23 protein-coding genes and 2 tRNA genes are annotated in these 26596 nt (G+C 69.4%); 13 read left to right on the top strand and 12 right to left on the bottom strand.

What is annotated here, in order from left to right:
• Positions 1–98: 98 nt before the first annotated feature.
• Positions 99–1874: a glycoside hydrolase family 13 protein gene (locus HL652_RS14925; protein WP_171706043.1), complete on the bottom strand. Its 1776-nt coding sequence runs from the start codon at positions 1872–1874 to the stop codon at positions 99–101.
• A 105-nt stretch (positions 1875–1979) separates the two neighbouring features.
• Here HL652_RS14925 and HL652_RS14920 point away from each other — a divergent pair.
• Positions 1980–2051 (top strand) — tRNA-Thr (locus HL652_RS14920).
• A gap of 43 nt (positions 2052–2094) precedes the next feature.
• Positions 2095–2168 (top strand) — tRNA-Met (locus HL652_RS14915).
• Between the two features lie 66 nt (positions 2169–2234).
• Here HL652_RS14915 and HL652_RS14910 read toward each other — a convergent pair.
• The gene (locus tag HL652_RS14910) at positions 2235–4001 is read right to left on the bottom strand and encodes a helix-turn-helix domain-containing protein (protein WP_171706042.1); all 1767 of its coding nucleotides are present in this window, start codon (positions 3999–4001) and stop codon (positions 2235–2237) included.
• Between the two features lie 161 nt (positions 4002–4162).
• Here HL652_RS14910 and HL652_RS14905 point away from each other — a divergent pair, with 161 nt between their 5' ends.
• The 8 genes from HL652_RS14905 to HL652_RS14870 all read left to right on the top strand — a co-directional run bounded on the left by HL652_RS14905 (position 4163) and on the right by HL652_RS14870 (position 14328).
• Positions 4163–5203, top strand: a complete 1041-nt coding sequence (locus HL652_RS14905) for an NAD(P)-dependent alcohol dehydrogenase (RefSeq protein WP_171706041.1) — start codon at positions 4163–4165, stop codon at positions 5201–5203.
• Positions 5204–5219: 16 nt separating this feature from the next.
• A complete protein-coding gene (locus HL652_RS14900) occupies positions 5220–6644 on the top strand; it encodes an MFS transporter (RefSeq protein ID WP_253743322.1) in 1425 nt (474 codons plus the stop codon).
• 172 nt (positions 6645–6816) lie between these two features.
• Positions 6817–8274 (top strand): aldehyde dehydrogenase family protein, encoded by a 1458-nt coding sequence (locus tag HL652_RS14895; RefSeq protein WP_171706040.1) that lies wholly within the window; start codon positions 6817–6819, stop codon positions 8272–8274.
• Positions 8271–9800, top strand: a complete 1530-nt coding sequence (locus HL652_RS14890) for a flavin-containing monooxygenase (RefSeq protein WP_171706039.1) — start codon at positions 8271–8273, stop codon at positions 9798–9800. Before HL652_RS14895 ends, HL652_RS14890 begins: the two co-directional genes overlap by 4 nt.
• Positions 9801–9868: 68 nt before the next feature.
• A complete protein-coding gene (locus HL652_RS14885; protein WP_371743648.1) occupies positions 9869–10924 on the top strand; it encodes an alcohol dehydrogenase catalytic domain-containing protein in 1056 nt (351 codons plus the stop codon).
• Positions 10921–12384: a flavin-containing monooxygenase gene (locus tag HL652_RS14880; protein WP_171706037.1), complete on the top strand. Its 1464-nt coding sequence runs from the start codon at positions 10921–10923 to the stop codon at positions 12382–12384. The genes HL652_RS14885 and HL652_RS14880 overlap by 4 nt, the downstream gene beginning before the upstream one ends.
• Positions 12381–13346: an alpha/beta hydrolase gene (locus HL652_RS14875; RefSeq protein WP_216603904.1), complete on the top strand. Its 966-nt coding sequence runs from the start codon at positions 12381–12383 to the stop codon at positions 13344–13346. The genes HL652_RS14880 and HL652_RS14875 overlap by 4 nt, the downstream gene beginning before the upstream one ends.
• Positions 13347–13386: 40 nt before the next feature.
• On the top strand, positions 13387–14328 hold the full coding sequence (locus HL652_RS14870; RefSeq protein WP_171706036.1) for an alpha/beta hydrolase: 942 nt from the start codon (positions 13387–13389) through the stop codon (positions 14326–14328).
• A 64-nt stretch (positions 14329–14392) separates the two neighbouring features.
• On the opposite strand, the gene HL652_RS14865 is transcribed toward HL652_RS14870, so the two are convergent.
• Together HL652_RS14865 and HL652_RS14860 are read right to left on the bottom strand one after the other, a co-directional pair.
• Positions 14393–15517 carry an MDR/zinc-dependent alcohol dehydrogenase-like family protein gene (locus HL652_RS14865; RefSeq protein WP_171706035.1) on the bottom strand — a complete coding sequence of 375 codons (1125 nt, stop codon included), beginning with the start codon at positions 15515–15517 and terminating at the stop codon, positions 14393–14395.
• Between the two features lie 143 nt (positions 15518–15660).
• The gene (locus tag HL652_RS14860; protein WP_171706034.1) at positions 15661–16182 is read right to left on the bottom strand and encodes a DMT family transporter; all 522 of its coding nucleotides are present in this window, start codon (positions 16180–16182) and stop codon (positions 15661–15663) included.
• Between the two features lie 232 nt (positions 16183–16414).
• Here HL652_RS14860 and HL652_RS14855 point away from each other — a divergent pair, with 232 nt between their 5' ends.
• Complete coding sequence (locus HL652_RS14855) at positions 16415–16672, top strand: hypothetical protein (RefSeq protein ID WP_171706033.1); 258 nt, start codon at positions 16415–16417, stop codon at positions 16670–16672.
• Positions 16673–16690: 18 nt separating this feature from the next.
• Positions 16691–17131 carry a hypothetical protein gene (locus HL652_RS14850; RefSeq protein ID WP_171706032.1) on the top strand — a complete coding sequence of 147 codons (441 nt, stop codon included), beginning with the start codon at positions 16691–16693 and terminating at the stop codon, positions 17129–17131.
• On the opposite strand, the gene HL652_RS14845 is transcribed toward HL652_RS14850, so the two are convergent.
• Genes HL652_RS14845 through HL652_RS14820 form a run of 6 tightly spaced genes read right to left on the bottom strand, consistent with a single transcriptional unit; the run spans position 17118 to position 23080 of the window.
• On the bottom strand, positions 17118–18038 hold the full coding sequence (locus HL652_RS14845; RefSeq protein WP_171706031.1) for a 1-phosphofructokinase family hexose kinase: 921 nt from the start codon (positions 18036–18038) through the stop codon (positions 17118–17120). The genes HL652_RS14850 and HL652_RS14845 overlap by 14 nt on opposite strands.
• Positions 18035–18952 carry a carbohydrate kinase family protein gene (locus HL652_RS14840; RefSeq protein ID WP_371743512.1) on the bottom strand — a complete coding sequence of 306 codons (918 nt, stop codon included), beginning with the start codon at positions 18950–18952 and terminating at the stop codon, positions 18035–18037. The genes HL652_RS14845 and HL652_RS14840 overlap by 4 nt, the downstream gene beginning before the upstream one ends.
• A 2-nt stretch (positions 18953–18954) precedes the next feature.
• Entirely contained in the window at positions 18955–19875 is a 921-nt protein-coding gene (locus tag HL652_RS14835; RefSeq protein WP_171706029.1) for a carbohydrate ABC transporter permease, read from the bottom strand.
• A complete protein-coding gene (locus HL652_RS14830; protein ID WP_171706028.1) occupies positions 19875–20825 on the bottom strand; it encodes a carbohydrate ABC transporter permease in 951 nt (316 codons plus the stop codon). The genes HL652_RS14835 and HL652_RS14830 overlap by 1 nt, the downstream gene beginning before the upstream one ends.
• A 20-nt stretch (positions 20826–20845) precedes the next feature.
• Positions 20846–21727 carry an SIS domain-containing protein gene (locus tag HL652_RS14825; RefSeq protein WP_171706027.1) on the bottom strand — a complete coding sequence of 294 codons (882 nt, stop codon included), beginning with the start codon at positions 21725–21727 and terminating at the stop codon, positions 20846–20848.
• A gap of 54 nt (positions 21728–21781) precedes the next feature.
• Positions 21782–23080: an ABC transporter substrate-binding protein gene (locus tag HL652_RS14820; RefSeq protein WP_171706026.1), complete on the bottom strand. Its 1299-nt coding sequence runs from the start codon at positions 23078–23080 to the stop codon at positions 21782–21784.
• 154 nt (positions 23081–23234) lie between these two features.
• Between HL652_RS14820 and HL652_RS14815 the strand changes: the two genes are divergently transcribed.
• Positions 23235–24299 carry an amidohydrolase family protein gene (locus HL652_RS14815; protein WP_171706025.1) on the top strand — a complete coding sequence of 355 codons (1065 nt, stop codon included), beginning with the start codon at positions 23235–23237 and terminating at the stop codon, positions 24297–24299.
• A gap of 78 nt (positions 24300–24377) precedes the next feature.
• On the opposite strand, the gene HL652_RS14810 is transcribed toward HL652_RS14815, so the two are convergent.
• Together HL652_RS14810 and melA are read right to left on the bottom strand one after the other, a co-directional pair.
• Entirely contained in the window at positions 24378–25220 is an 843-nt protein-coding gene (locus tag HL652_RS14810) for a class II fructose-bisphosphate aldolase (RefSeq protein WP_171706024.1), read from the bottom strand.
• Positions 25217–26536: an alpha-galactosidase gene (melA, locus tag HL652_RS14805; protein WP_171706023.1), complete on the bottom strand. Its 1320-nt coding sequence runs from the start codon at positions 26534–26536 to the stop codon at positions 25217–25219. Before melA ends, HL652_RS14810 begins: the two co-directional genes overlap by 4 nt.
• Between the last annotated feature and the right edge of the window lie 60 nt (positions 26537–26596).

Raw genomic sequence — 26596 nt, 5'->3', positions numbered from 1 at the left:
CGCGTGAGGCCGCACCGCGCATCCGCTGACCGGGCGTCACGTGCGAGGCCGCACCGCGCATCCGCTCGCCTGGAGGAACGGATGCGCGGCGCGCGACCCTAGAGCAGCCAGATCGCCGTGTCGGCGGGCAGGGCCGGTTCGTTGAGCGGCTCGCTGGTGAGGAGCACCTCGCCGGGGCCTTCGGCGGGCAGCTCGACGGGCGTCTGCCCGAGGTTGGCGATGACGGTCACGCCGTTGTTGCGGAAGGCGATGACCTCGGGGCCATAGCCCGGGATCCACTCGAGGGTGCCGGTGCCGAGCCCGTGCAGCGAGCGCAGCGCCAGGGCGCGCTTGTAGAGCTCGAGGGTGGAGTCGGCGACGCCCTCCTGGCTGGCGCGGGCGAAGTCGTTCCAGTCGCCGGGCTGCGGCAGCCAGCTCGCGGTCGAGCCGGCGGGGCCGAAGCCGTAGGTGGGCGAGCCGGCCTCCCACGGGATGGGCACGCGGCAGCCGTCGCGGCCGTACTTCTCGTGATTCGTGCGGAACCAGGTGGGGTCTTGGCGGGCCTCGTCGGGGAGGTCGATGACCTCGGGGAGGCCGAGCTCCTCGCCCTGGTAGACGTAGGCGCTGCCCGGGAGCGCGAGCATGACGCTCGTCGCGGCGCGAGCGCGGCGGAGTCCGACGACGGGGTCGGGGAGGCCGGGGGAGTTCGGCCCGATGCCGGCACCCTGCAGGTTCTCGGCCGTGAGCGCGAGGCGGGAGGCGTGCCGCACCACGTCGTGGTTCGACAGCACCCAGGTGCTCGGGGCGCCGACGGTGGCGAAGGCGGCGATGGAGCCGTCGATCACCGAGCGCAGTTCGTCAGCATCCCACCCGGCGGAGAGATAGGTGAAGTTGAAGGCCTGCTGCATCTCGTCGGGGCGCACCCAGCGGGCGAGCTTCGTGAGCGGCTCCACCCAGGCTTCGGCGCAGAGCACGCGCTCGCCGTCGTACTCCTCGAGCACGGCGTGCCAGCCGCGGAAGATCTCGTGAACGCCCTCCTGCGCCCAGTAGGGCGGCGTGGGCGGGTCGACGGAGGCGTCGGCGTCGATGCCGGGTTCTAGGCCCACCAGCGCGTCGGCGGTGCCGCCTCCCATGCTGCCCGCGTCGGCCGGGGGCGTGTAGTCGGGGAGGCCGGCCTCCTTGATCATGCCGTGGGCGACGTCGACCCGGAAGCCGTCGACGCCCCGATCGAGCCAGAAGCGGAGGATGTCATGGAAGCGCTCGCGCACCCACGGGTTGTCCCAGTTGAGGTCGGGCTGCGACTTGTCGAAGATGTGCAGGTACCACTGGCCGGGGGTGCCGTCGGGGTTCGTGACGCGCTCCCACATGGGGCCGCCGAAGACGCTCTCCCAGTTGTTCGGCATCTCGTCGCCGTTCGGACCCTTGCCGTCGCGGAACATGTAGCGGTCGCGCTCGGGGCTGCCGGGGGCGGCGGCGAGGGCCTCCTTGAACCAGGCGTGGTCCCAGCTGGTGTGGTTCGGAACGAGGTCGACGATCACCCGGATGCCGAGGGCGTGGGCCTTCTCGAGCATGAGGTCGAAGTCGGCGAGGGTGCCGAAGAGCGGGTCGACATCGCAGTAGTCGGCGACGTCGTAGCCGGCGTCGTGCTGCGGGGAGGTCATGAAGGGGGAGAGCCAGATGGCGTCGATGCCGAGCTCGGCGAGCGAGTCGAGCCGGCTCGTGATGCCGGGCAGGTCGCCGATGCCGTCGCCGTCGGAGTCGGAGAAGGAACGGGGGTAGATCTGGTAGATGACAGCGGAACGCCACCACTCGCCATCGGTGCCGATCAGGGTGGAGACGGCCTCGGTCTCGGGTACTTCTGGGGTCTCGGGATCGGGAGAGGTCTCGATAGTCATGGGGAGAACTCTAATGGCAGCCGATATCGCTGCCGGATGCGGCAAAACCGGCCCCCGAGTGATGCTATTCTCTACTGGTGCCAAAAACCGCTCGCGGTTCGACACGCCCCCTTAGCTCATTGGTAGAGCACTTCCTTGGTAAGGAAGAGGTAGTGGGTCCGATTCCCACAGGGGGCTCCGGCTTCCGGCTCGGCCGCCTCGCGGCGCCGGCCGAAGCTCTGGCGGGATAGCTCAGTTGGTTAGAGCACACGGCTCATAATCGTGGGGTCGCGGGTTCAAGTCCCGCTCCCGCTACAAGGCCCCGAGATCTCGCCGTCTCGGGGCCTTTCTCGTTGCGCCGTGAACCGCGCGTTCAGATCATCACGCGGTTCCCGGAGAGAACCGGGGGAGGTCGGTGCCGAGACTCCACGCCCGGAGGGCGAGATGAGTATCGAGCGCGTAGCTGCCGGTCATCGCCTCGTTGCCCAGCAGGTCCCGGATCTTCTCGAGCCGCTGCCTCACGGTGTTCTCGTGGACGATGAGCTCCTTCGCGGCGCGGGTGACGTTTCGGTCGGCCTCGAAGTACGTCAAGGCGGTCCGTAGCAGGTGAGAGGCGTGGGTCGCGTCGTAGTCGATGACCGGGCCCAAGGTGTCTCTGACGATCTCTTCGACGTGGCCATGGCCCTGACCGAGTAGGAGCCCGACGCTGCCGAGTCGCGACGGCGTCGAGCACTCGCCGCTGCGGCCGAGTCGCCTCAGGGAGCGGGCGACCGCCAGCGCACGACGGTGTGCCACCGCGATCCCGTCGTGGTCGGCCCGCTCCCAGCCCGCCGTGAAGTCGAGGGTGGAACTCTGCATCCGGCGGAGGGCGAGGTCGACCGCGGCTTCCAGCCCGGGTCGTTCGACGAGGAGGGCGCAGACGTGATCGTCGTACACGATGGCGAAGCCGAAGTCGCTCAGCTGTCGGTTCAGGAGGTCGGCGGTGACCCTGCGTTCGGCGCAGTCGATCGTGATGATCCGGCATCTCGCGGCACCGGTGAGGTTGAGGCGCGTGGACTCGGCGAGTCGTGTCAGGTCGCGTGCGGTCGCGCGGCCCGCGAGGAGGGCACGCACCAGATCGTCTGTCTCGCGACGGTGGGCGTTCTCGACCGCCTCCTCGAACAGCACGCGTACTGTCAGGTTGGTGGCCGCGCGCTGCAGGATCTGCACGCCGACGCGCGACAGAGGGCGCTCGGCGGCGATCGCGCCGATCGTCCGGTCGCCCAGGTGCACACTCAGGACCGACGCACCGGTCGCGTGGTCCACGGCGACATCGGCGGAGCGGTCGGATTCTCGTCTGAGCGCGTCGAGGGTCGAGGCCTTCGCACCGAGCTTCCCCCAGTCGTCGTCGAAGCGGTCGACCCTAACGGCGACCGCGCAGTCCAGCTCACCGGCCAGCAGCGTCTCGAGCGATTCGCCGTCGGTGTCGCGGAGGAGGTCGGCGAGCAGGGTCGCGTCGGCGTGCTCGAGGCGCTCGAGCTCGAGGATGTACTCCTGGTTCTGCTCCTGAGCGACGCGGAGGCGGCCCACGGTGTCGTGCAGATCCGAGATCAACTGATTCGTCTCGAGTACCACGGTTCCGAGCGAGGCGAGCGTGTCGAGGGTCGAGACCTCGACGAAGTCGTAGACGCGGCTGTACCGGTCCGCGACCATGAGCGCGCCGATGACCGTGCCGTCGATGCGCATGGGCGCCCCCAGGATGGCGTGGACGCCCTCGGTGCGGACGGCCTGATCGATCGAGGGGGAACGGACCAGATCGGGATCGCCGAAGTAGCTGGCGGTCTGCGCCGGTTTGTTGGAGCCTGCCACCTTGCCGAGCACACCTGCTCCGAGCGGCATGCGGATGCTGCGGTACTCCTCGCTCATCACCCCCACCGTCGTGTGGATGTAGGTCTCGCCGCGCTCGTCGTCGTTCAGGCTGATGTAGGCCAGGTCGGCGCCGAGGAGATCGCGGGCCTGTTCCGCGATGCGCTCGAGGAGCTGCTCCCGCTCTCGGGGTCGAGCGAGTTCGACCGCGAGTCGGGCGACGGAATGGGCCATCCGCCGCCACCGACGATCGTCGTCGCGGCCCATGTCGCTGGGGTAGGAGGGTTCGACCTCGATCGTCATAGTGTCGCTCGCGTCCTCGTCGAGTGGGCTTCACGTATGGAGGATTCACCATCGCGAAGCCCGGTGGTGTGGTGCACACCATATGACACTCCGACTCCCGCCACGAAATACTGTTCGTGTCCACGAGCTGCATCGCTGTGCGTGCAGAAAGCGAGTTCTCCATGAAAGCACTTCAGTACACCGCCATCGGCGCACCCCCCGAGGTCGTCGAGATTCCTCGGCCCACCCCGGGGCCAGGGCAGGTTCTGCTGAAGATCACCGCGGCCGGCGCCTGCCATTCCGACGAGGTCATCATGGGTCTGCCCGCAGAGCTGTACCGGCTCGGGCTGCCCCTGACCTTGGGCCACGAGGGCGCTGGTGTCGTCCACGAGGTCGGCGAAGGCGTGACGGGTGTCGCCGTCGGCGATGCGGTCGCCGTCTACGGCCCCTGGGGCTGTGGCCGCTGCCACTCCTGCGCCCAGGGCAAGGAGAACTACTGCCAGGATGCGGAGGCGCTCGGCATCCGTCCGCCAGGACTCGGCGCACCCGGCGCGATGGCGGAGTACCTGCTGGTCGACGACGCCCGTCACCTCGTTCCCCTCGACGGCCTCGACCCCGTGACGTGCGTCTCGCTGACCGATGCCGGGCTCACGCCGTACCACGCCATCAAGTCGTCCCTGCCGAGACTCGGCGCCGGTTCGACCGCGGTCGTCCTGGGAGTCGGCGGGCTCGGGCACGTGGGCATTCAGATCCTGCGTGCGATCTCCGGGGCTCGCATCATCGCGCTGGACCTGACGGAGGCCAAGCTCGCCCTCGCGCGCGAGATGGGCGCCAACGACACCGTGGTCAGTGACGAGGGTGCGGTGGCCGCCGTGCGAGCTCTGACCGCCGGCCGCGGAGCTGACGCGGTGTTCGACTTCGTCGGGGTGCAGGCGACGGTCGACATCGCCATGGCAGTCGTCGCCATGGAGGGGGAGGTGGCCATCGTGGGCATCGGAGGTGGCCGCGCCAGCGTCTCCTTCATCGGCACGCCGCACGATGCTTCGGTTCGTTCGCCGTACTGGGGGTCCCGTTCAGAGCTGATCGAGGTCTTCGAGCTCGCCAGGCGGGGTCAGATCGAGGTCGAGGTCGAGCGTTTCTCGCTCGATGATGCTGCCCGAGCATACGAGCGTCTGCACGCCGGCACGCTCCGTGGCCGTGCGGTGATCGTCCCGGGCGGCTGAACGCCGACGACACGCTGTGACGGCCTCAGCGAACCCTCACGGTGACAGTGCCGTCTGGCGGGCGTTCATCGTCTGCCTCGGGGTGGCCGCGCTCACGATCCTCGACCTGTCGAAGGTCAACGTCGGCCTGCCGTCGATGGAACGATCGCTCGGCGCCGACCCGTCCGCGCTCCAGCTCATCGTGGCCGGGTACGCACTGGCGTTCGGTTTGACGCTCGTTCCCGCGGGCAGGCTCGGTGACCTGTACTCGCGGAAGGCGATGTTCCTCATCGGGCTGGGCACCTTCACCGGCGCGAGCGCACTCTGCGCCCTCGCGCCCGATGTGGTGACGCTCGTGGCGGCCCGGGCGATGCAGGGAATGGCTGCGGGGATGCTCATGCCGCAGGTGCTCGGACTCATCCAGCAGCTGTTCCCGCCGACACGGCGTGGGCGGGCGTTCGGACTGTTCGGAGCGACGGTCTCCGTCGCCACCGCGATCGGCCCCACCCTCGGCGGCCTGCTCATTCTCGTAGCGGGCTCGGACGAGGGCTGGCGGTGGATGTTCTGGATGAACGTGCCGCTCGGTGCGGTCGCACTTGCGTTCGCCGCGTGGCTGCTCCCCTCCACCCGGTCGCGGCCAGCCGACCCGCGCGACCTGGACCCGATCGGCGTGCTGCTGCTCGGCACCACGATCGTGGGCGTCATGGCGCCGTTCGTGCTGACCACCGGCGGGTTCGGCGATTCGCCGGAGCGCTGGATCTGGCTGGGAGGCGCCGCCGTCAGCCTCTGCGCGTTCGTGGTCTGGGAGCGTGCCTACGAGCGCCGGGGCAAGACGCCCGCGATCAGGCTCGCGCTGTTCCGCGTCACGTCGTTTCGCAACGGCCTGCTCGTGGCGACAGCGTGGTTCGGGGCCATGCCTGCCGTGTTCCTGCTCTCCATCCTCTATCTGCAGCAGGGAGCCGGCTACCCGCCCGTCCTGTCGGGCACGGTGGGCATCACCTTCGCGATGGCCTCGGCGGCCGCCTCCGTGTGGGGTGGGCGGTTCGTCGCGGAATCGGGACGAGTCCTCGTCGTCGTGGGACTCCTGACCGCCGGCGCGGGCTTCACCCTCACGGTCTTTGCGGTTCTCGCCGCGCCGCACGAGTGGGCTCTGGCATGGATGGCGGCAGCGCTCGCGCTCGCCGGTGCCGGCGGGGGGCTCGTGATCTCAGCCAACCAGACGCTCACGCTGTCCGATGTGCCGGTCTCCTCAGCCGGGGTGGCGGGCTCGATGACGCAGGTGGGTCAACGAGTGGGGACGGCCATCGGCATCGCCGGAGCAGGAGCGGCTTACTACGCGACGCTGGGTCGCGACGGCGACGGCGACGGCGCCTTCGCCTTCCGAGACGGGGCGATGGTGTCGATCACCCTCGTCGCGATCGCCTGTGTCATCGCCCTGGTCGACCTGCTCCGCCGACGCTGATCTGCGGCGAGCCGCACGCGTGAGACACGATGTCGGGCGAAATCAACATGGACGATCCCCTACACAATCCGGGCAAAGCATGCGAATCGCTCCATGCCCGTAGGCGTGCCTGATCGGAATACTTGCACCGGTGCCGATCTCGATCGGGTACTCGAACGCAGAAGGACAGACAATGACGACCGTTCCTACCGACCTCCTCATCGGCGGCGCACTCAGACCGGGCACAGGACCCGCCCGGGCGGTGATCGATCCCGCCACCGCCGACGCGTTCGCCGAAGTGAACGACGCCGGCCTCGCGGATCTCGACGAAGCACTCGACGCGGCCGCCGCCGCTCAGCGCGAGTGGGCTGATCGACCGCCGGCCGCCCGCGCCGCCGCGCTGCGTGAGTTGGCTCAGCACGTGATCGCCGAGCGCGACACCCTCGTCGACCTCCTCGTCCGCGAGGTGGGCAAACCCGTGACCGAGGCGCGAGGGGAGACTTTCGGGACCGCCGGGTTCCTCACCTCCGCCGCGAGCCTCCTCGAGACGCTCACCGACGAGATCCGATACACGGCCCGGAAGGACGACGAGGTCTGGCTGCGCCGACGCCCGCACGGTGTCGTCGGCGCCATCATCCCGTGGAACTACCCGTCGAGCCTCACCACGCGCAAGCTCGCCCCGGCTCTGGCCGCCGGCAACGCGATCGTGCTCAAAGCCGACGAGAAGACGCCTCTCTCCGCCCTGGCGATCGCGTCGCTCGTCGCCCGGTCAGGGCTCCTTCCCGAGGGCCTCGTCAACGTCGTGACAGGCGCAGGTGCCGTAATCGGCGACGCTCTCGTCCGCGATCCGCGGACGGCCTTCATCACCATGACCGGCAGCACCGAGGCAGGACGGTCGATCTACCGAGCCGCCGCCGACCTCGTCAAGCCCGTCACCCTCGAGCTCGGCGGCAACGCCCCGTTCATCGTGCTGGCCGACGCCGATCTCGACCAGGCGGTGGCTGACGCCATCGTCTCCCGCCACCGCAACGGCGGGCAGGTCTGCACATCCACCGAGCGGGTCTACGTGCACGCATCGATCAAGGACGCCTTCGCCGAACAGTACGTCGCCGCAGCACGGGCCCTGCGGGTGGGATCGCCCACCGACCCCAGCACGCAGATCGGGCCGCGCATCAGCGCGGGCGAGCTGGACAAGATCCAGTCCATCATCGACCGATCCCTCGACGCCGGCGCGACCATCCTCACCGGCGGGCGTCGGCCGGAGGGTCCCGGTTTCACGAGCGGCTATTGGCTTGAACCGACCGTGATCTCGGGCGACGACGACACCTGGCCGGTGATGGCCGAGGAGCTCTTCGGGCCCGTCACCCCGATCGCGTCGTTCGAGAGCTGGGACGAGGTGATGCGCCGCGCCAATGCGTCGGAGTACGGATTGTCCGCCTACGTCTACACACGAGACCTCGGCTCAGCGCGTCGCGCAGCAGACGAGCTCGAGTTCGGCGAGGTCTTCGTGAACCGCGTCGGCCCGGAGGAGTTCAACGGCTACCACACGGGCTTCAAACTCAGCGGTGTCGGAGGCGACGACGGACCGCACGGTCTCGACCATTTCTTCCGCAAGCAGACCACGAACATCCGATGGGGTGAAGCCCGATGACGAGCAGCAGTGAGACGCTTCACGTCGACGTGATCGTCGTGGGGGCGGGGATCTCCGGGATCGGAGCGGCACACCATCTCGCAGCCGACACGGACCGGGATTTCATCGTCCTCGACAGCAACAGCGGGGTCGGCGGAACCTGGTGGACTCACCGCTACCCGGGGGCGCGATCCGACAGCGACCTCTTCCAGTACGGGTTCGGGTTCAAGCCGTGGACCGGCGCGCCGATCGCCCGTCGCGACGAGATCCTCGCCTACTTGAACGAGGCGGTCGACGAAGCCGGCTTCCGAGAAGCCCTGCGGTTGGGCCACGAGGTCATCAGCGCCGAATGGTCGAGCGCCGACACCGTGTGGGCCGTCAGGACCCGTCTCATCGCGACGGGCGAGATCGTGGTCTTCACCTGCACCTTCCTGTGGATGTGCCAGGGGTACTACCGCCACTCCACCCCCAATCAGCCGATCTGGGAGGGCATGGACGACTTCCGCGGCGAGATCGTGCATCCGCAGCACTGGCCGCCCGAACTCGCGATCGCCGACCGCGAGTTCGTCGTGGTCGGCAGCGGTGCCACCGCCGCCACGATCGTCCCCGCACTCGCCCGCGAGGGCGCGCACGTCACGATGCTGCAGCGCTCGCCCACCTACTTCATCCCGATCCCCAACGTCAGTGCGACCGCGGAGAAGCTGCGCGCACTCGACATCCCCGCGGAGTGGATCCACGAGATCTGCCGACGTGAAGGCCTGGCGGCCTTCTACGCGCAGCGTCAGTGGGCTGTCGCCCATCCGGACGAAGCGCGCGAGGCTCTTCTGCGTGGAGTCCGCGACCTGGTCGGTGAGGAGACGACCCGAGAGCACTTCACCCCTCGCTACGCACCGATGACTCAGCGACCAGTGATCGTCCCCGATGGCGACTTCTTCGCCCAGATGAACGAGGGACGCGTCGGCGTGGTGACGGAGGCGATCGAACGCTTCGTCCCCGAGGGCATCCTCACCGTCTCGGGCCGGCTGGTGGAAGCCGACGTCGTCGTCACGGCCACCGGCTTCGACATGAACGTGCTCGGTGACGTCCGGTTCGTGATCGACGGTGAGGACCTCCGGTTCCACGAGTCCATCACGTACCTCGGCATGCTGTTCACGGGCGTTCCCAACATGGTCTGGACCATGAGCCACTACAACGCCCCGTGGACTCTTCGAGCCGATCTGGTGTCGCAGTTCGTCGTGCGACTGCTCAACCACATGCGCGAGCAGCGGTACGAGCGCGTCGACGTCGCACCGGCCGAGGAGGAGAGCGCGGCGGAGCTTCGGGAGTGGATCGACACCGCGGTGTGGAGTCCGGGGTACTGGTTGCGCGGCCTGCCGCTCATGCCCAAGAACCTCGGCAGGGCTCCCTGGTACGTCTCCAACGACATCATGACCGATCTCGTCGAGATCCCCGCCGTCGATCTCGAGGCGACGGAGTTCCGGTACTCCGCGGGTCGACGCGCCGACGTTCGGGCCGGCGCCGCCCGTGGAGAGGTGGCGGAGCCGTGACCACTGTCATCAGAGGCGCGATCCTCGGAGAGGTTCGCGCAGCGCGACCGTACGCTGGCTCCCGTCCCCTGAAGATCGTGGAGTTCGACCTCGATGCTCCGGGGCGGGATGAGATCCGTGTGCGCATCGAGGCTGCCGGGGTCTGTCATTCCGACCTCTCCGTGGTCGACGGCAATCGACCGCGCCCCCTGCCCATGCTCCTCGGTCACGAGGCGGCCGGGATCGTGGAGGAGCTGGGTGAGGGCGTCGACGAGCTCATCGTGGGCGATCGCGTCGTCATGACCTTTCTCCCTCGATGCGGGCGCTGTGCCGGGTGCCGCACCGAGGGGCGGATACCCTGCGAGGAGGGGTCTCGTTCGAATGCCATCGGCGAGCTTCTGGGTGGCCATCGCAGGCTCAGTCGCAAGGGGCATCCGGTTCACCATCACCTAGGCGTCTCGGGCTTCGCCACCCACGCGGTGGTGTCCACACGCTCTGTGGTGAAGGTGGGCGCTGACGTACCCCCCGAGATCGCCGCCGTGTTCGGGTGCGCGCTGCTCACGGGCGGGGGAGCGGTCATCAACGTCGTCAAGCCCGAACCCGACACGTCGATCGCCGTCGTCGGGCTGGGCGGAGTGGGCATGGCGGCACTCGTCACCGCCGCAGCCCGGGGCGTGCGCCGCATCATCGGCATCGACACCCAGCCGATGAAGCTCGACATGGCGGTAGGCCTCGGAGCGACTGAGGTCTACACCCCGACGGATGCTGTGGCCGCGGGAGTCAAGGCCGACGCCGTCATCGAAGCCGCCGGTCACCCGCGTGCTCTCGAGACGGCCATCATTCTCACCGCGACCGGTGGTGTCACCGTCACCGTGGGCCTGCCGGCGCCGGGTGGAGAGTCGCATCTGGATCCGCTCGCGCTCACGGCCGAGGCGCGGTCCATCGTGGGCAGCTACCTCGGGTCGGCCGTACCCCGCGTCGACATCCCCATCTACGAGGCGATGTGGCGAGCGGGCACCCTCCACGCCGACGGTCTGATCTCCTCACGGATCGGGCTCGAGGACATCAATGAGGCGATGGACACCCTCGCCGACGGCCTGGCGCTGCGCCAGGTCATCACCTTCCCGAAGGGCCACCTGGCATGAGCACCGAGCACATCTACACCGCCGTCATCGTCGGGGCCGGCTTCGGTGGCCTCGGCCAGGGCGCCCAGTTCGTGCAGGATGGCATCGACGACTTCGTCATCCTCGAGCGCGCACACGATCTGGGCGGGGTCTGGCGTGACAACACCTATCCGGGTGCGGCCTGCGACACCCAGTCGGTCATCTACTGCTACAGCTACCTGCTGAACCTCGGCGTGTCACGGATGTTCGCCGGGCAGGCGGAGCTGCTCGGGTACCTGCGCAGATTGGCCGACGAGTTCGGGCTGATGGAGCGCATCCACCTGGGCAGTGATGTCACGGAGGCCGTCTGGAGCGAGGATGAGCGGCTCTGGCGTATCCGCACGAGCGCCGGCCGCAGCTACCTGGCGCGCGCTTTCGTCCCGGCCTGGGGGCAGTTGAGCACGCCGTTTATCCCCGACATCCCCGGGGCCGGCGACTTCGCCGGAGAGAGCTTCCACTCCGCGTCGTGGCGCCACGACCTCGACCTCAGGGGTCAGCGGGTGGCCTCGATCGGCGCCGCAGCAACGGCCGTCCAGTACGTGCCGGAGGTGGCTCCCCTCGCGTCGCAGCTCACCGTGTTCCAGCGTTCCGCGAACTACATTCTTCCGCGCGAGCAGCGGGTCTTCAGTGCGGATGAGACCCGGGAGTTCATCGCGAAGCCGCAGACGTACATGCGACTTCGGCACGAGATCCACGATCTGCGTGAGGACGGCTTCGTGCGCATCAGACGAGGAACAGAGGCCTCGCACGAGGGTGCGGCGCTCGCCCGCGCCCACCTCGAGGCACAGGTCACCGACCCCGAGCTGCGCTCCAAGCTCACACCGGACTACGACTACGGATGCAAACGGATACTTCGTAGCGACGACTTCTACCCTGCTCTGAACCGGACGAACGTCGACGTCGTCACGGCGAGTATCGACGCGATCACCCCGACGGGCGTACGGACGGTCGACGGCGTCGAACGCGAGTTCGACGTCATCGTCTACGCCACGGGGTTCAAGAGTCAGGCATTCCAGGCCGGGATGCGCGTGGTCGGCAGAGCCGGGCGCACGCTGGACGATCGATGGGGCACTGCGCCTGAGGCCTACCTCGGCATCACTGTCGACGGGTTCCCGAACATGTTCTTGGTCTACGGCCCGAACACGAATCTCAACCACAACTCCGTCGTATCGATGCTCGAGGCACAGCACCGCTACATCGCTCAGTGCGTGCGTCACCTGAGTCGGTCGGCAGAGCACGTGCTGGAAGTGGACGCACAGGTTCTCCGGGAGTTCAGCACCCGCATCCAGGGCGAGCTCGAGCGCTCGGCGTTCTCGTCGGAGTGTTCATCTTGGTACAAGAACGACGAGGGACGGGTCATCAACAACTGGTCAGGGACGGTCGAGGAGTATCGCGTGCAGACGCGGAAGCTCGAGCTCGCGGACTTCGGAGCCGGATCGTGACGAAGCCCGACGCTTTCAGCGGCCGGATGGTTGCCCCGGATGCCGCACCGCTCCTGGAGGCCTTCCGCGACGACGGCGGACGGCCGTATCACGAGTACACGGTCGATCAGGTCCGTGACAGGTACGAGACGAGCTGTGCCGCGAACGGCCTCGCGCCCGAAAAGGTGCACCGCGTCGACGACTACGCGGTCGGCGACTTCGAGGTGCGGGTCTACGACCCGCGAGATGCCGGGGACGTGCCCGCTCCGGTCATCCTCTTCCTGCACGGGGGAGGGTGGGTGATGGGCAGCTTGTCGAGCCACGACCGTCTGGTCCGGCGACTGTCGACCGCGACGGGACTGCCGGCGGTGGCGGTCGACTACCGTCTCGCTCCCGAGCATCCGTATCCGGCGGCCATCGAGGATTGCCGCGATGCTCTTCGGTGGCTCGGCGACCCCGACGCGGGCCACGGGCTCGCCGTCGACTCGATCGTGCTGGCGGGCGACAGCGCCGGTGGGCAGCTCGCCGCCGTGCTCGCGATCGAATCGGCGCGCGACCCCCAGCGAGTGCCGATCAGCGCCCAGGTGCTCATACATCCGGTCACCGACCTCGCGGGAGAGGGCAGCTCCTATGAACGCATCACTGCCGGATTCCCGTTCGTCGCCGACACCATGCGCTGGTTCGCGGGGCTCTACGTCCCGGCCGAGGTCGATCGCGAAGCCGGGGATCTCAGCCCGCTTCGGGCAGAGCTGCCCGAAGGGATGGCGCCCGCCTACGTGCTGACGGTCGACAACGATCCGCTCGCTGATGAGGGCGCGGCCTACGCGGCCGCGTTGGCTCGAGCGGGCACGACGGTGCACTACGACCATCTCGGCGGCTACTCGCACGGGATCATGACCTCCGCCGGACGGATACCGACTGCCGAGCGGAAGCTGATGGAGGCAGCCGCCTTCATCAGGGAGCATGCGCGACCGATCAGGTGAACAGACGATCCGCAATGACGGGGATACAGGGAGAACACTGATGACAGACAATCCAGCCGACAGGGACATCTTCGTTCCGCACGACTTTCCGGAGACACAGGTCGACCTCGGCGAGATCACCATGAACTACGCCGAGGCAGGGTCGCCCGACCGACCTGCACTCGTGCTCGTCCCGGAGCAGACCGGCTCGTGGTGGAGCTACGAGCCCTCTATGGCGGCGCTAGCCGAGCACTTCCACGTGTTCGCTGTCGATCTCCGAGGGCAGGGCCGAAGCACCTGGACGCCGAACCGCTACTCGATCGACAACTTCGGGAACGACATCGTCAAGTTCCTCGACCTCGTCGTCGGGCGCCCGGCGGTCGTCTCCGGGTGCTCCTCAGGAGGCGTCACTGCGGCGTGGCTCTCCGCTTACGCCAAGCCCGGCCAGGTGCGCGGCGTCATCCTCGAGGATGCGCCCCTGTTCACCTCGGAGCTCACCCCCGCGTTCGGGCCGGGCGTGCGCCAACACGAGGTGGGCGTGATGTTCCAGACCTGGAACAAGTTCCTCGGTGACCAGTGGTCGGTGGGGGACTGGGACGGCCTGGTGCGCTCCATCGACGCGTCTCCCTCGGGCATCACCGCGAGCATGCTCTTCCCCGATCCGAGCCAGGCGCCCCAGAACATCAAGGAGTACGACCCGGAATGGGCGCGTGCCTTCTACTCGGGCACCGCGTCGCTCACCTGCCCGCACGATCTCATGCTGACTCAGGTGAAGACGCCGGTGCTGCTGACCCACCACATGCGTGCCCTGAACGAGGAGACGGGCATCCTCGGGCCCGGCGCCCTGACCGATGCCCAGGCGCGGCGCGTCGGTCAGCTCGTCACCTCCGCCGGACAGCGCTTCGATTATCAGGACCACCCGACGGCGATGCACATGATGCACCAGTTCGACCCGGAGACCTTCTCCGGAGTGGTGATCGACTGGGTCGCCTCGCTCGACTGACAGCCAGCCGACGCCCCCGAGCAGTGCCTCGACCACGGTCTCTCGTGGTCGAGGCACTGCTTCGTCAGTCTCGGGTGGGATCGATCAGGAACTTCTCGCCTGTCGCCCGCCGCTCGAAGGCGGCGAACACCTCGGGTCGCAGTGCTTCCGCGAGCCCGACCGTGCGCGTGTAGGTGGTCGCGAACGTCGTGGTCAGCTCGGCGACGACACGCTCCCGCATCCGTCTTTCGGCGTCGGCTCCGACCGTGGCGAGGAAGGCGTAGAGGTGCCAGCCGCCCACGCTCCATGCGTAGTCGTTCGGGCGACGGTGCAGCACGGTGGGCTGAAGGTCGAGGGTGCCGTAGACGTAGAGCTGCTTGAACACTCCCGAGCCGTATCGGCTGAACCCCGTCGCCCGGCGCAGAGCGGCCTGCTCCATCGCCGCGAGGGTGTCGCCGCCCAAGGATCCCCCGCCGACCGGGTCGAAGGCGATCGTGGCTCCGGTCTTCTCTGCGGCGTCGACCAGTTGCTCGAAGAAGTCGTCGGCGGAGCTCAGCACGACGTGCTCGGCACCCGACGCGCGCAGCTGCTCGGCCTGCTCCGGCCGGCGGACGATGTTGACGAGGGGGATCCCGTCTGCCCGGCAGATCCGCTGCAGCATCAGGCCGAGACTCGACGCCGCCACCGTGTGGATGATGGCGCGATGGCCCTCGCGCCGCGCGGTCTCGACCAGCCCCAGCGCCGCCATCGGATTCACCGACATCGATGCCCCCTGCGCCGCGGTCGCGCCGTCGGGCAAGGGGGTGACCGAGTCGACGCTCACCTTCCTGTAGTCCGCGTACATTCCGCCGGCACCGGTCGCGACGCGGCGTCCGAGGAGGTCTGCCGCGTTCCGGCCCGTGGCGACGACGGTGCCGGCTCCCTCGGTTCCCGTGGGAAGTGATCTGCCCATCCGGGCGCTCATCGCGTGCAGCCGGGATTGTGGGACTGTGAGCTGCAGCCCCGGCCCGCTGTCGGGCACGACTGCGACCGAGGAAGGGTCGGCCGGGCCGACGAGCAGTCCGAGGTCGCTCGGATTGATCGGCGCAGCCTCGACGCGCAGCACCAGGTCGTCGTCACCGGGCGCGGCGATCTCGACCTCCTCGAGCGTGAGCGAGAGCCTCCCGTCGTCAGTCATCGTGGAACGCAGCTCGCGACCCCTGAACGTCATGACCACTCCTTTTTCTGGCCGTCAGCTCGACATGCCCTCGTCCACACTCTCGAATGGCCAGCCTGATCACCATGGAGAGATCTCCCGAGCCTGGCGGGCAAGGATGTCGCTTCGCACACACCCCTGCGGTCCGCGTGCCCCGCTTACTGCTGCCCCGAGGCGGGTGTCGCGGTCTCTGCGACGATCAGTGGGCGGTGGCGCCGAACTGGATCACGAGGACACCGATAGCGATCAGGGCTATGCCCAGACTCCGTAGGCGCCCCTACCGGCATGAGGATCGGAGCTGCCCAGGCCTTCTTCCGTAGGCCGTCCGAGGCGCGCAGGGAGAGGGCCGCGACCACCTCGGCTCCGGCGATGGTGACGCCGATGCCGATGCCGATGCCGATGCCGATGCCGATGCCGATGCCGATCGCGATCGTGAACGGTTCACTGAACAGAACCGTGCCCAGCACGGCAGTCGCCGCGACTCCCACCGCCGACCATCTGCCGTACAGCGCGCCGATGGGCATTCCGGCGCGCAGAACTGCCGCCAACGCGACGAACGCCGTTACGTAACCTACGACCGTCACCGCTGCCCACCAGAGATTGTCGGCAGCGGCCCCCATCGCGATTGCTGCGGCTACTTCCGCGACGATCGCGCCCGCCAGGATGATCCACCTTTTCATTCCCATCCTCTTCTCAAGTCCAGTGCCCGCGACTCGTGCCGGGCTCTCGGGCAGCAATGGGCGGCGGAGCCTTCTCGAGAGGAGGCAACAGTTGCTCGACGCCGCCATTCAGGTGATGGGTGAGCGAGGCATCTCCGGTGCGACCACCCGGGCGATCACCTCGGCCACCACGACACAGTTACGGCGCGTGCGTCAGCATCCTGATCAGTTTCGAGTGTCGGCGGAGCTCACCGTGCTCGCTCGCACGGACAAGTCACTCTTCCCTCTCATCCACGCCGACAGGCTGCGCGCCATCGACCAGGTCGCAGCCGTGTTGGCGAGGTGGCGCCCAGAACTCGGTGCGACGGAGCACAGGGAGTGGTCGCTCGTCGTGCTGGCCGGGATCGACGGGCTCACCGAGGGCGTGCTCACCGGTGGCGACGACCAGCATCTCGAGGCGGCGTCCGTGCGTCTTGCCCGTTCGATCGCGGAGGGCATGCGCAGCTCCTGACCAGCTATTGTCGTCGTCATGGCCGACATCACTCGCAGGAACCTGCTCAGCGCCGGCGCGTGGTCGGTGCCCGTCGTCGCCGTGGCGGTGGCCGCACCATCAGCCTCCGCGTCGGTCTCGCCGCTTCCGGCCGGCTCCGTGTATCAGACGGCGCTCTACCAGGAGTACCCCGACTCGGTCGACTGGACGTGGAACGCGATCAACACCACGAACGCGCCCGCGCGACTCACGGTCAGCCTCGACCACGGCGCCTTCGCGATCGCGGGCTGGCTCGGGTCGTCGTGGACCCGGTCGGGCGACGTCTTCGTCTCCAACGACGAGATCGCGGCGGGTTCCCCGGTGGGCCCGTGCATGATCGTTCTCGCTGCCCCTCCGGGCACCACGGGAACCGTCACCGCCACCATCAGCGCACCCGGTGCGCAGACGCGCAGCTACCCCTTCCCCATCACCATCCCGTAGCTCGCGAGACCGAGACCGACTCCTCGAGGGGCGGGATGCGCGTGGTGTCGAAGACGGCGGCGCCCGGCGTCTCGGTGTTGGCGGCAGCGATAGCCGCCGCGGTGCGGAGGGCGCGATCGAGGGGTGCGCCCTCGGTGAGGCGGAGGAGGAGGCCGGCGAGGAACGAGTCGCCCGCACCCACGGTGTAGATGCCGCCGCGGGAGGGCCGCACACGCCAGTGCCCGTGCTGGTCGGCACCGACGCTCCCGTCGGCCCCGTCGGTGACGACCGCGGTTCGTGCTCCGCGCTCGCGGAGGCGCTCGGCGAGTTCCGGCACCGGGGCGTCGCCCACAGCATCCGTCGCCTCCAGGCGGTTGACCTTCACCAGGTCGGCGCCGCAGAGGGGGAGCACCGCCTCGAGCACTTCCCTCGTGACGTCGAGGGCAACGCTGACCCCGCGATCGCTGAGCAGCGCCAGCTCGGCGGCGAGTGAGTCGACCCGGTGCGACGGCACCGAGCCCGACACCGCGAGCCACCCGTCGGGGACGGCCCTGAGCCGTTCCACGAGCTCGCCCCACGCGGCATCCGGGAGGGGCGGGGCGTGCTCGTAGATCTCGGTCAGCTCGCCGGTGCTCTCGTCGACGATGGTGATGCAGCGCCGGGTGTCGACGCCGGTGTCGATCGCCTCGAACCCGATGCCGGTGCCCTCGGCGGCGAGCCGGTTCAGCAGGTCGGTGCCCGTGGGGCCTCCGACGGGCACGAGGGAGTGGGATGCGGCACCGAGAGCCGAGAGCGCCCTCGCGACGTTGAGCGCCTTTCCGCCGGGGAGCGACAGCTGCCACTCCGGCCGGTGCAGCCCGCCCAGCTGAGCAGAGGAGACACCGTAGGTGATGTCGAGGGCGGGCGCGAGCCCGAGACAGGTGATCACCGTGCCGCCTGCTCCACCTGGTCGGCCGTGGGCTGGCCGCCGGTGCCGCCGGGGGCTCGCGTCGAGAGCGAGCCCGCCACCGCGCCCCACCGCACGGCGACGGGCAGAGGTGCTCCGCTCAGCCACGACGCGAGGAACCCCGCGTCGAAGCTGTCGCCCGCGCCGGTGGTGTCGACGACGTCGAGCGTGAGCCCGGGTGCGCGCACCACCTCGTCGCCCGACACGGCGAGGCCGCCGCGGGCACCGTCTTTCACGACCACGATCGGGCCGCGCCGCGCCAGCAGGCGTGCCGCGTGCTCGGTGTCGGCGGGCGCCTCGCCGAAGCTCTGCGCGAGCGCGACCGCCTCGGTGGCGTTGGGGAGCAGCACGTCGACGTGCGGCAGGCACTCCTCCACACCACTCCAGTGCTCCGCCGGGTCCCAGTTGGTGTCGAGACTCGTCGTGACCCCGCGCGACCGCAGGGTCGCGAGCACGCGAGGGAGGTCGGCGGCCAGCGCCGGCAGCAGGAAAAAGGATGCGACGTGCACGTGGGTGGCCCCGTCGGCCGCCGCGAGCACATCGTCACCGGTCAGGGTGGCGAGTGCGCCGGTGAGGGTGAGGATGGCGCGGTCGTCGGTGGCGGAGAGGATGACCGACAGGCCCGTCGGCTCGTCGACCGCGCGCACCTCCGACACGTCGACCCCGGCAGCCGCGAGCAGCTCGCTGGTGCGCGCCCCGAACACGTCGTCTCCCACCCGGGCGACCAGTGCCGTGGGCACGCCGAGGCGGGCGAGGCCTGCCGCCGCGATGCCGGCGCTCGACCCGAGCACGAGGTCGGCCCCCGAGAGCAGCTGCTCGGCCTGACCGAACCGCGGCACGGTGTCCCCGCGCAGAATGAGGTCGAGATTCGCATCTCCGGCGACGAGTACCTTCACGGTCATCCTTTCAGGCCCGACATGGTCATCGTGGCCACGAACTGCTTCTGGGCGAAGAGAAAGAAGAGCACGAGCGGCAGGGTCGCGATGACGTTGCCCGCCATGAGCAGCGACCAGTCGGTGCGCCGGGCGCCCTGAAAGTTCGCGATGCCGAGCTGCACGGTGAAGATGCTGTCGTCGTTGATCGCGATGAGCGGCCAGATCAGGTCGTTCCACGAGCTCAGCAGGGTGAAGATCGCGAGGGTCGCGATGGCCGGTCGCGCCAGCGGCAGCACCACCCGCAGGAAGATCTGCAGCCGGTTGGCGCCGTCGAGGGATGCCGCCTCCTCGAGTTCGGTGGGGAGGGTGAGGAAGAACTGCCGCATGAGGAAGATGCCGAACGCCGAGGCGAGCCACGGCACGAACGCCGCGGCGAGGGTGTCGATGATGCCGATCTGGGAGAACAGCACGTAGGTGGGGATCATGAGCAGCTGGGTCGGGATCATGATGGTCGCCACGATGAGGAAGAAGCCCATGTTGCGGCCCTTGAACCTCAGCCGCGCGAACCCGTACCCGGCGAGCGAGCACAGGATGACGTGGCCGACGATGGCGATGGCCGAGACGACGGTGCTGTTGAGGAGCCAGCGCAGCACATCCGTCGTGGCGAACAGCTGCACGAAGCCGTCGAGGGTGAGCCGGGAGGGGATGAAGGGCGGCGGGAACTTCACCAGCTCGCCGGCGGGGGAGAGGGAGGCGAGCACCATCTGGGCGAACGGGATGACGAACAGCAACGCCAGCGGCGCCAGCACGAAGTGCCAGCCGCTGATGCGCGGGCGGCGTCGGCGGGCGACCGGGCGGGGTGCGGATGCGGTGAGGGCGTCGGACGAGGACGCGGTGGCCGGCGACGTGGATGCGGTGGCCGGCGACGGGGATGCGGTGGTCATCAGAAGGCCTCCGTGTTGCGCCGCCTGGTGTAGACGACCATCGCTGCGGTGATGATGACGGTGACCGCGAACAGCACATAGGCGGCGGCGGAGCCGTAGCCGAACTCCAGGCTGCGGAAGGCCTTCTCCCAGAGGAAGTAGACGATCGTCTTGGTCGCGTCGAGCGGGCCACCCCGGGTGGTGGTGTAGACGAGATCGAACAGCTGCAGGGCGCCGATGGTCTGCCAGATGGTGACGAAGACCGTGATCGGGCCGAGCTCGGGCCAGACGATCTGCCAGAACGTCTGCCAGCGCGACGCGCCGTCGATGCGGGCCGCCTCGAGGAGGTCGGGCGGGATGTCCTGCAGAGCGGCGAGGTAGATGACGGTGGTGAAGGCGGCCTGGCCCCAGAGCGACATGATCGCGACCACCACCATCGCCTGCGACGGGTCTTCGAGCCACCCCTGGGCCGGGGCACCCACCTGGCGCAGCACGTTGTTCGCCAGCCCGTACTGCGGGCTGAACAGGTAGGAGGCCAGGATGCCGGTGGCGGCTGCCGAGGCGACGAACGGCACGAAGATGGCCGTGCGGTACAGCCCGATGAAACGGATCTTGCGGTTGAGGGCGACGGCGAGGAACAGACCCGCCAGCACCGACGCCGGCACGAAGAGGGCGACGTAGAGGGCGGTGTGGGTGACGGCGTCCCAGAACTCGGAGTCGCTCATCAGCCGGCTGTAGTTGTCGCCGCCGACGAACTCGGGCGTGGCGAAGCCGTTCCAGTCCTGGAACGAGAGCACCAGGGCCCAGATGGCCGGGAACAGCGACAGCCCGAGCACGATCACCATCGCCGGGGCGACGAAGCCCCAACCGGTGAGGTGGTCGCCGAGTCGCCCCCGCTTCTTGCGCGGCCCGGGGATATCAGGGGGCCGCTGCGCGGTGTCTTCGGGCGGGCGGGTCTGTGTCATCGTCATCGTTGACTCCCTGGCTGGTCTCAGGACAGGACGATCGAACGCGTCAGGTGGCGGGGGTTGTCGGGGTCGAGGCCCCGCGCCGTCGCGGCCCGAACAGCGTATCGCTGAGCCCTCACCAGGGCGACGAGCGGGTCTTCCCCCTCGCGCTGCCTCACGGTGGCTCCCGTCGTCTCGATGTCGCGGGCGAGGTCGTCGTCGGTGGTGCCGAGGAACCAGACCAGTGAGCCCGGATGCGCGACGGCGAGCGGGCCGTGCCGGTAGTCGAGCAGGGGGTACGACTCAGCCCAGGCCTGAGCCGCCTCCCGCACCTTGAGGGCTGCCTCCTGCGCGAGACCGTAGGTCCAGCCGCTGCCGAGGTAGACGATGTGGTCGTACACGGGCTCTTCCACGGAGTCCTCGACGGCGAGTGACGCCTCGAGGGCGGCGGGGAGCTGCGACACGTCTTCGCCGAGCGCCGCGCGGGCGAGGATAAGGAAGGTGGTGGGGAAGCGGGTCTGCACCACCGAGCGCTCGTCGGCGAAGTCGAGCAGCAGCACCTCGTCGGCGAGCTCGGCGCAGGGGGAGTCGGCGACGCCGGTGACGACGATCGTCGTGACGCCCGCGGGAACCCGGCGCAGCGCGTCGGCCACCTCGGTGGTGGTGCCGGAGCGCGTGATCGCGACCACGCTGTCGTAGGGGCGCCAGACCCGGGGCTCGGACGCGTAGGCGGCGTCGGTCTCGCCGAGGCCCGCCTCCTCGCGGAGGGCGGCGAACGATTCGGCGACGAAGGCCGACGTGCCGCAGCCGATCACGAGCATCCGCTCGCCCGGTCGGGCGAGGATGCGGCGCGCCTCGGCGGTGAGGTCGAGAGCCGTGCGCCAGACCTCGGGCTGGCTGTCGATCTCGAGCATGGTGAGGTTCATGGTGTCTCCAGGAGAGGGGGTGGTCGTGGTGGGGTGGTGGGAAGGATGCTGTGGTCAGTCGGAGAGCGCTTCGTCGGCTTTCCGGGCGGCCTCGTCGAGCGCATCCTGTGGCTGAGACTGGCCTTGCAGCACCTGGGAGATGGCGGCGCCGATCGCTTCGGAAAGGCCGACGTAACCGGGCACGGTGGGGCGCGGGTTGACCGCGTTGGAGGCGTTCTCGGCCATCACGTCGTAGCCGGGGAGTGCCTTCACCTGCTCCTCGAAAGCGGCCGAGTCGGTCTCGCTGGTGCGGAGGGGCAGGTTGCCGTAGGCGACGTTCCACTTCTCGTCCTGCTCGGCCGAGGTGAGCCACTCGGTGAACTCGTACGCCCAGTGGTTCTCGTTCGCGTCGCGGGTGTCGAACAGGGCCCAGAGGTCGGCGCCCTGCACGGTCTGGTGGTCGCCGTCGGTGCCGGGGAGCTGGGCGACGCCGTAGGAGGTGCCCGCGATCTTCAGGTCGTTGAGCTGCCAGGGGCCCGAGGTGATCATGCCGATGCGGTCTCCGGCGAAGAGCTGGCCGAAGCGGGTGTCGGTCTGGTCGAGGTAGATGCTCTTGTCGTCTTGAGCCATCTGCCGGAGGAACTCGAGGGCGTCGGCGCCCGCACTGCTGTTGAACGCCGCGCGGCCCTCGTCGTCGAGGATCTCGCCGCCGTTCTGCCACAGGTGCGGCCAGAACTGCCAGGTGGTCTCCTCGGAGCCCGAGACGGAGTAGGCGTAGCCGAAGGTCTCGGTCGCCGGGTCGGTGAGCTTCGCCGCGGCGTCGCGGAAGTCGTCCCACGTCCAGTCGTCGGTCGGGTACTCCACGCCGGCGGCGTCGAAGACCGTGGTGTTGTAGAGCAGGGAGAGGTTGTCGACGACGGCGGGGAAGCCGATGGTCTTCTCGCCGGTGGGCTGCACCGTCTTGCGGGCCGCCTCGGGGAACTCGTCCCACGCGACCTCGGGGTCGTCGACTTGCTCGGTGATGTCGAGGGTGCGCCCCGACGACTCGAGTTCGCTGGCCCAGGAGCCGAAGGAGTAGGAGATGTTCGGGTAGTTGTTGCCCGCGAAGCCGGCCGACAGCTTCTGCAGCAGTTCCTCGGTCGACGACGCGCCCGATGACACGTCGATGGTGACGTTGGGGTGGAGCTCTTCGAACTCGGCGGCGAGACCCTCCAGGATGGTCTCGGCCTCGTCGGCCTGGCCCGTCCACCAGGTGAGGGTGACGGGCGCCTCGGGGTCGAGTTCGGTGGCTCCGCCGCCGGCGGCGCAGCCGGCTGTGGCGAGAATAGTCGCTGCGGCGGCGAGCAGGGCGGTGGATCGGATGATGCGGTGCACGGAGACCTCCAGATGCGTTCGTTGCAGTGGGAGTGCGGTGAGCTTCAGGCCATGATGCCCGCTCGTGAGCGAACGTGAAATGAATTGACCGAATCGCTCATTTCAAATGCGTACCTGCTTGCTCTCGGTCGAGCTCGGCGGTGAGGCTGACGACATGACCTCCTCGACTCCCGTCACCCCCGACCTCCCGCTGCGGCGCTGGGCACCCGTCTCCCAGCTCCGCGCCGCCCGCACCGAGGTGCCCCGGCCCGCGGTGCCCTGCATCGACGTGCACAACCACCTCGGCCGCTGGCTGTCGGAGGGGGAGTGGATGATCGACGACGTCGGGTCGCTGCTGGCCGTGATGGATGCCTGCGACGTGGAGCTGGTCGTCAACCTCGACGGTCGCTGGGGTGAGGAGCTCGACGAGAACCTCGCCCGCTACGACCTGGCGCACCCCGGTCGCTTCGCCACCTTCTGCCAGCTCGACTGGGAGCTGCTGCGCCGGCCCGACGGCGGCGCGGCCCTGCTGCGCCAGCTCGACGACAGCGTGCGGCGGGGAGCCCGCGGGGTGAAGGTGTGGAAGAACCTGGGCCTCGAGGTGGTGGATGCCGAGGGGCGGCTCGTCGCGCCCGACGACCCCCGGGTCGTCGCCGTGCTGCGGCGGGCCGGCGAGCACGGCATCCCCGTGCTCATCCACACCGCCGACCCGATCGCCTTCTTCGAGCCGCTCGACGAGCGCAACGAGCGGCTCGATGAGCTGGGGGCGATGCCGGAGTGGTGGTTCGGCGACCGCAGCCGTCACCCCGACTTCGACACGCTGCTCGCGGCGCACGCCCGGCTCGTCATGGCCTGCCCCGGCACGTCGTTCATCGGTGCCCATGTCGGGTGCGCCGCGGAAGACCTCGACCGGGTGGATGCGCTGCTCCGGTCGGCGCCGAACTACCACGTCGACATCGCAGGCCGGCTGGCCGAGCTCGGGCGGCAGCCGCGTCGGTTCGCGCGACTCGTCGCCGAGCATCCCGACCGGGTGCTCTTCGGCACCGACATCTACCCGGCCACCGCGGAGCAGTACGCGCTGCACTACCGCTTCCTCGAGAGCGCCGACGAGGGGTTCTCGTACGCGCCGGAGGAGGCGGTTCCGCCGCAGGGGCGGTGGGCCGTGTCGGCGGCCGACCTCGACCCGGCGCTCCTGCGGGGCGTGTACCGCGACAACGCGCGCCGCCTGCTGGGTCTGTGAGGTTGCGCGGCGCCTCGCTCCGGCCGGCGGCGCCTCGCTTCGGCACCTCGCCCCGGCCGCCGGCCGCGTCGAGGTCGGTCAGCCGACGACGTCGGCGAGGTGGGCGACGAGGCGCCGGGTCGAATCGCGCACCGGGCCGGTGTAGCCCCGCGGGTCGACGGCGTCGGGCCGCGCGGCGAGCTCGGCGCGGAGCCGTGCCGTGCCCTCGACCCCCAGGGCGGTGCCGACGTTGACCTTCCTGATGCCCGCGGCGACGGATGCGCGGAGTGCCTCGTCGGGGACACCCGAGCTGCCGTGCAGCACCAGGGGCACGTCGACGGCCCGGCGCAGCCGGACGATGAGGTCGAGGTCGAGCTTGGCCGAGCGGTCGGTCATGGCGTGCTCCGACCCGACGGCGACGGCGAGCCCGTCGACCCCGGTCGCCGCCACGTAGCGGCCGGCGTCACCCGGGGCGGTGCGCACGCCGGGAGCGTGGGCGCCGTTCTTGCCGCCCACCTCGCCGAGCTCCCCCTCGACCCAGAGGCCGTGGTCGTGACCGAGTTCGGCCACCCGCGCGGTGAGCTCCGTGTTCGCGTCGTCGTCGAGCCGTGCCGCGTCGAACATGATCGACCCGACACCGAGTTCGGCGGCGCGCTCGATCACCGAGCGCGCGAGCTCCGCATCCTCGACGTGGTCGACGTGCAGGCCGATCGGGAGAGACGCCGCCACCGCGAGCTCGCGGCAGGCGGCCAGCAGCGGGGCGAAGCCGCCGTGCCACACGATGGCGTTCTGGCTGACTTGCAGGAGCACCGGCACCCCGGCGTCTTCGGCGCCCCCGACGACGGCCTCGGCCTGTTCGAGGCTCACCACGTTGAAGGCGGGGACGGCCCGGCCGCGTGCCTCCGCATCCGTGATGAGCGCCGCTGCTCCGGCCAGCGTCACCGCGCCTCCGCCAGCGTTCCGCCGAGTGCGCGGGGGAGGAATGCGGCGTGAGCCGCGGTGAGTTCGTCGCAGAGCTCCCAGATCTCGTCGGGCGTGAGCGACGAGCTGGCGTTGCCGTCGAGCAGCACCGCGCGTCGCACCAGCTCGGGGTCGCCCTCGAGCGCTGCATTGACCGTCAGCTCGGCCACCGAGAGGTACGTGCGGTTGAGGGCGGCACCGGCCGCCGGCAGGGGCCCGGAGCGCTCGGGATGCACGCCGGTCGCGTCGACCGTCGCCGGCACCTCGACCGCTGCGCCCTCCGGCAGCTCGGCGATGAGCCCCGCGTTCGGCACGTTGACGTGGATCTCCCGCACCGTGCCTGTCAGCACCGAGTGGATGATCTGCGGCGCGTACTCGGCGGCGTCGGCGGCGTCGTGGAGGGGCAGGTCGCCGCCTTCGGCGAGGATGTTGCGGGCGTGCTCGAACTCGCGCACGTTCTCCTCCGAGATGCCGATGTACTCCAACGGCTTCAGGCGGAACCGCTCGATCTGAGCATCCGAGCGCAGGAACCAGTCGAGGTACTCGGCCGAGTGCTCGCTCGTCTCGGTGGGGTAGTAGCCGATGCGCTTGAGGATCTCGACACGCACCCGCCGGTCGAGCTCGGGGTCGCTCGCGATGCGTTCGCGCAGGCGCGGGTAGAGGTCGACGCCGTCGCGGCTCCACTCCGTGAGCCAGGCCTGGTGGTTCACGCCCGCGGCGCGGTAGTGCGTTCCCTCGACGGGCACGCCCACCAGCTCGCACAGGTCGTGCACCGTCCAGTACACGCTGTGGCAGAGACCGTAAGTGCGGATCTCGGGGGCGACCACCGACATCCACCACACGTTCATCGCCATCGGGTTGGTGTAGTTGAGGAACAGCGCGTCGGGGCAGAGCTCCTTCATGTCGGCGGCGATGCCGCTGAGCACCGGGAAGGTACGGAGGGCGCGGAAGACGCCGCCCACACCAGTGGTGTCGCCGATGGTCTGCCGGAGTCCCCGACGGAAGGGGAGCTCGAGGTCGACGCGGGTGGCCGCGATGCCGCCCACCTGGATCATATTGACGACGAAGTCGGCGCCGTCGAGCGCCTCGCGCCGATCGAGGGTGGCGCGCACGTCGACCGGTGTGCCGAGCTGAACCGAGATGTTCTCGACGGTGCCTCGCGCGACGTCGAGGCGCTCGCCGTCGATGTCGTGCAGCACCAGGGTGAGGCGGGGGAGGTCGGAGAAGCGGAGGAGGTCGGTGGCGAGCTGTCGGGTGAACACGACGCTGCCGGCTCCGAGGAAGACGATGGTGGGCATACACCGATCATCCCGAGAAGTGCGCGAACACGGCAACAGAATGCGCGAATTGACGCTCAA

Source organism: Herbiconiux sp. SALV-R1 (assembly GCF_013113715.1).
GTDB lineage: Bacteria > Actinomycetota > Actinomycetes > Actinomycetales > Microbacteriaceae > Herbiconiux.
This window is presented reverse-complemented; position numbering and strand designations above follow the sequence as displayed.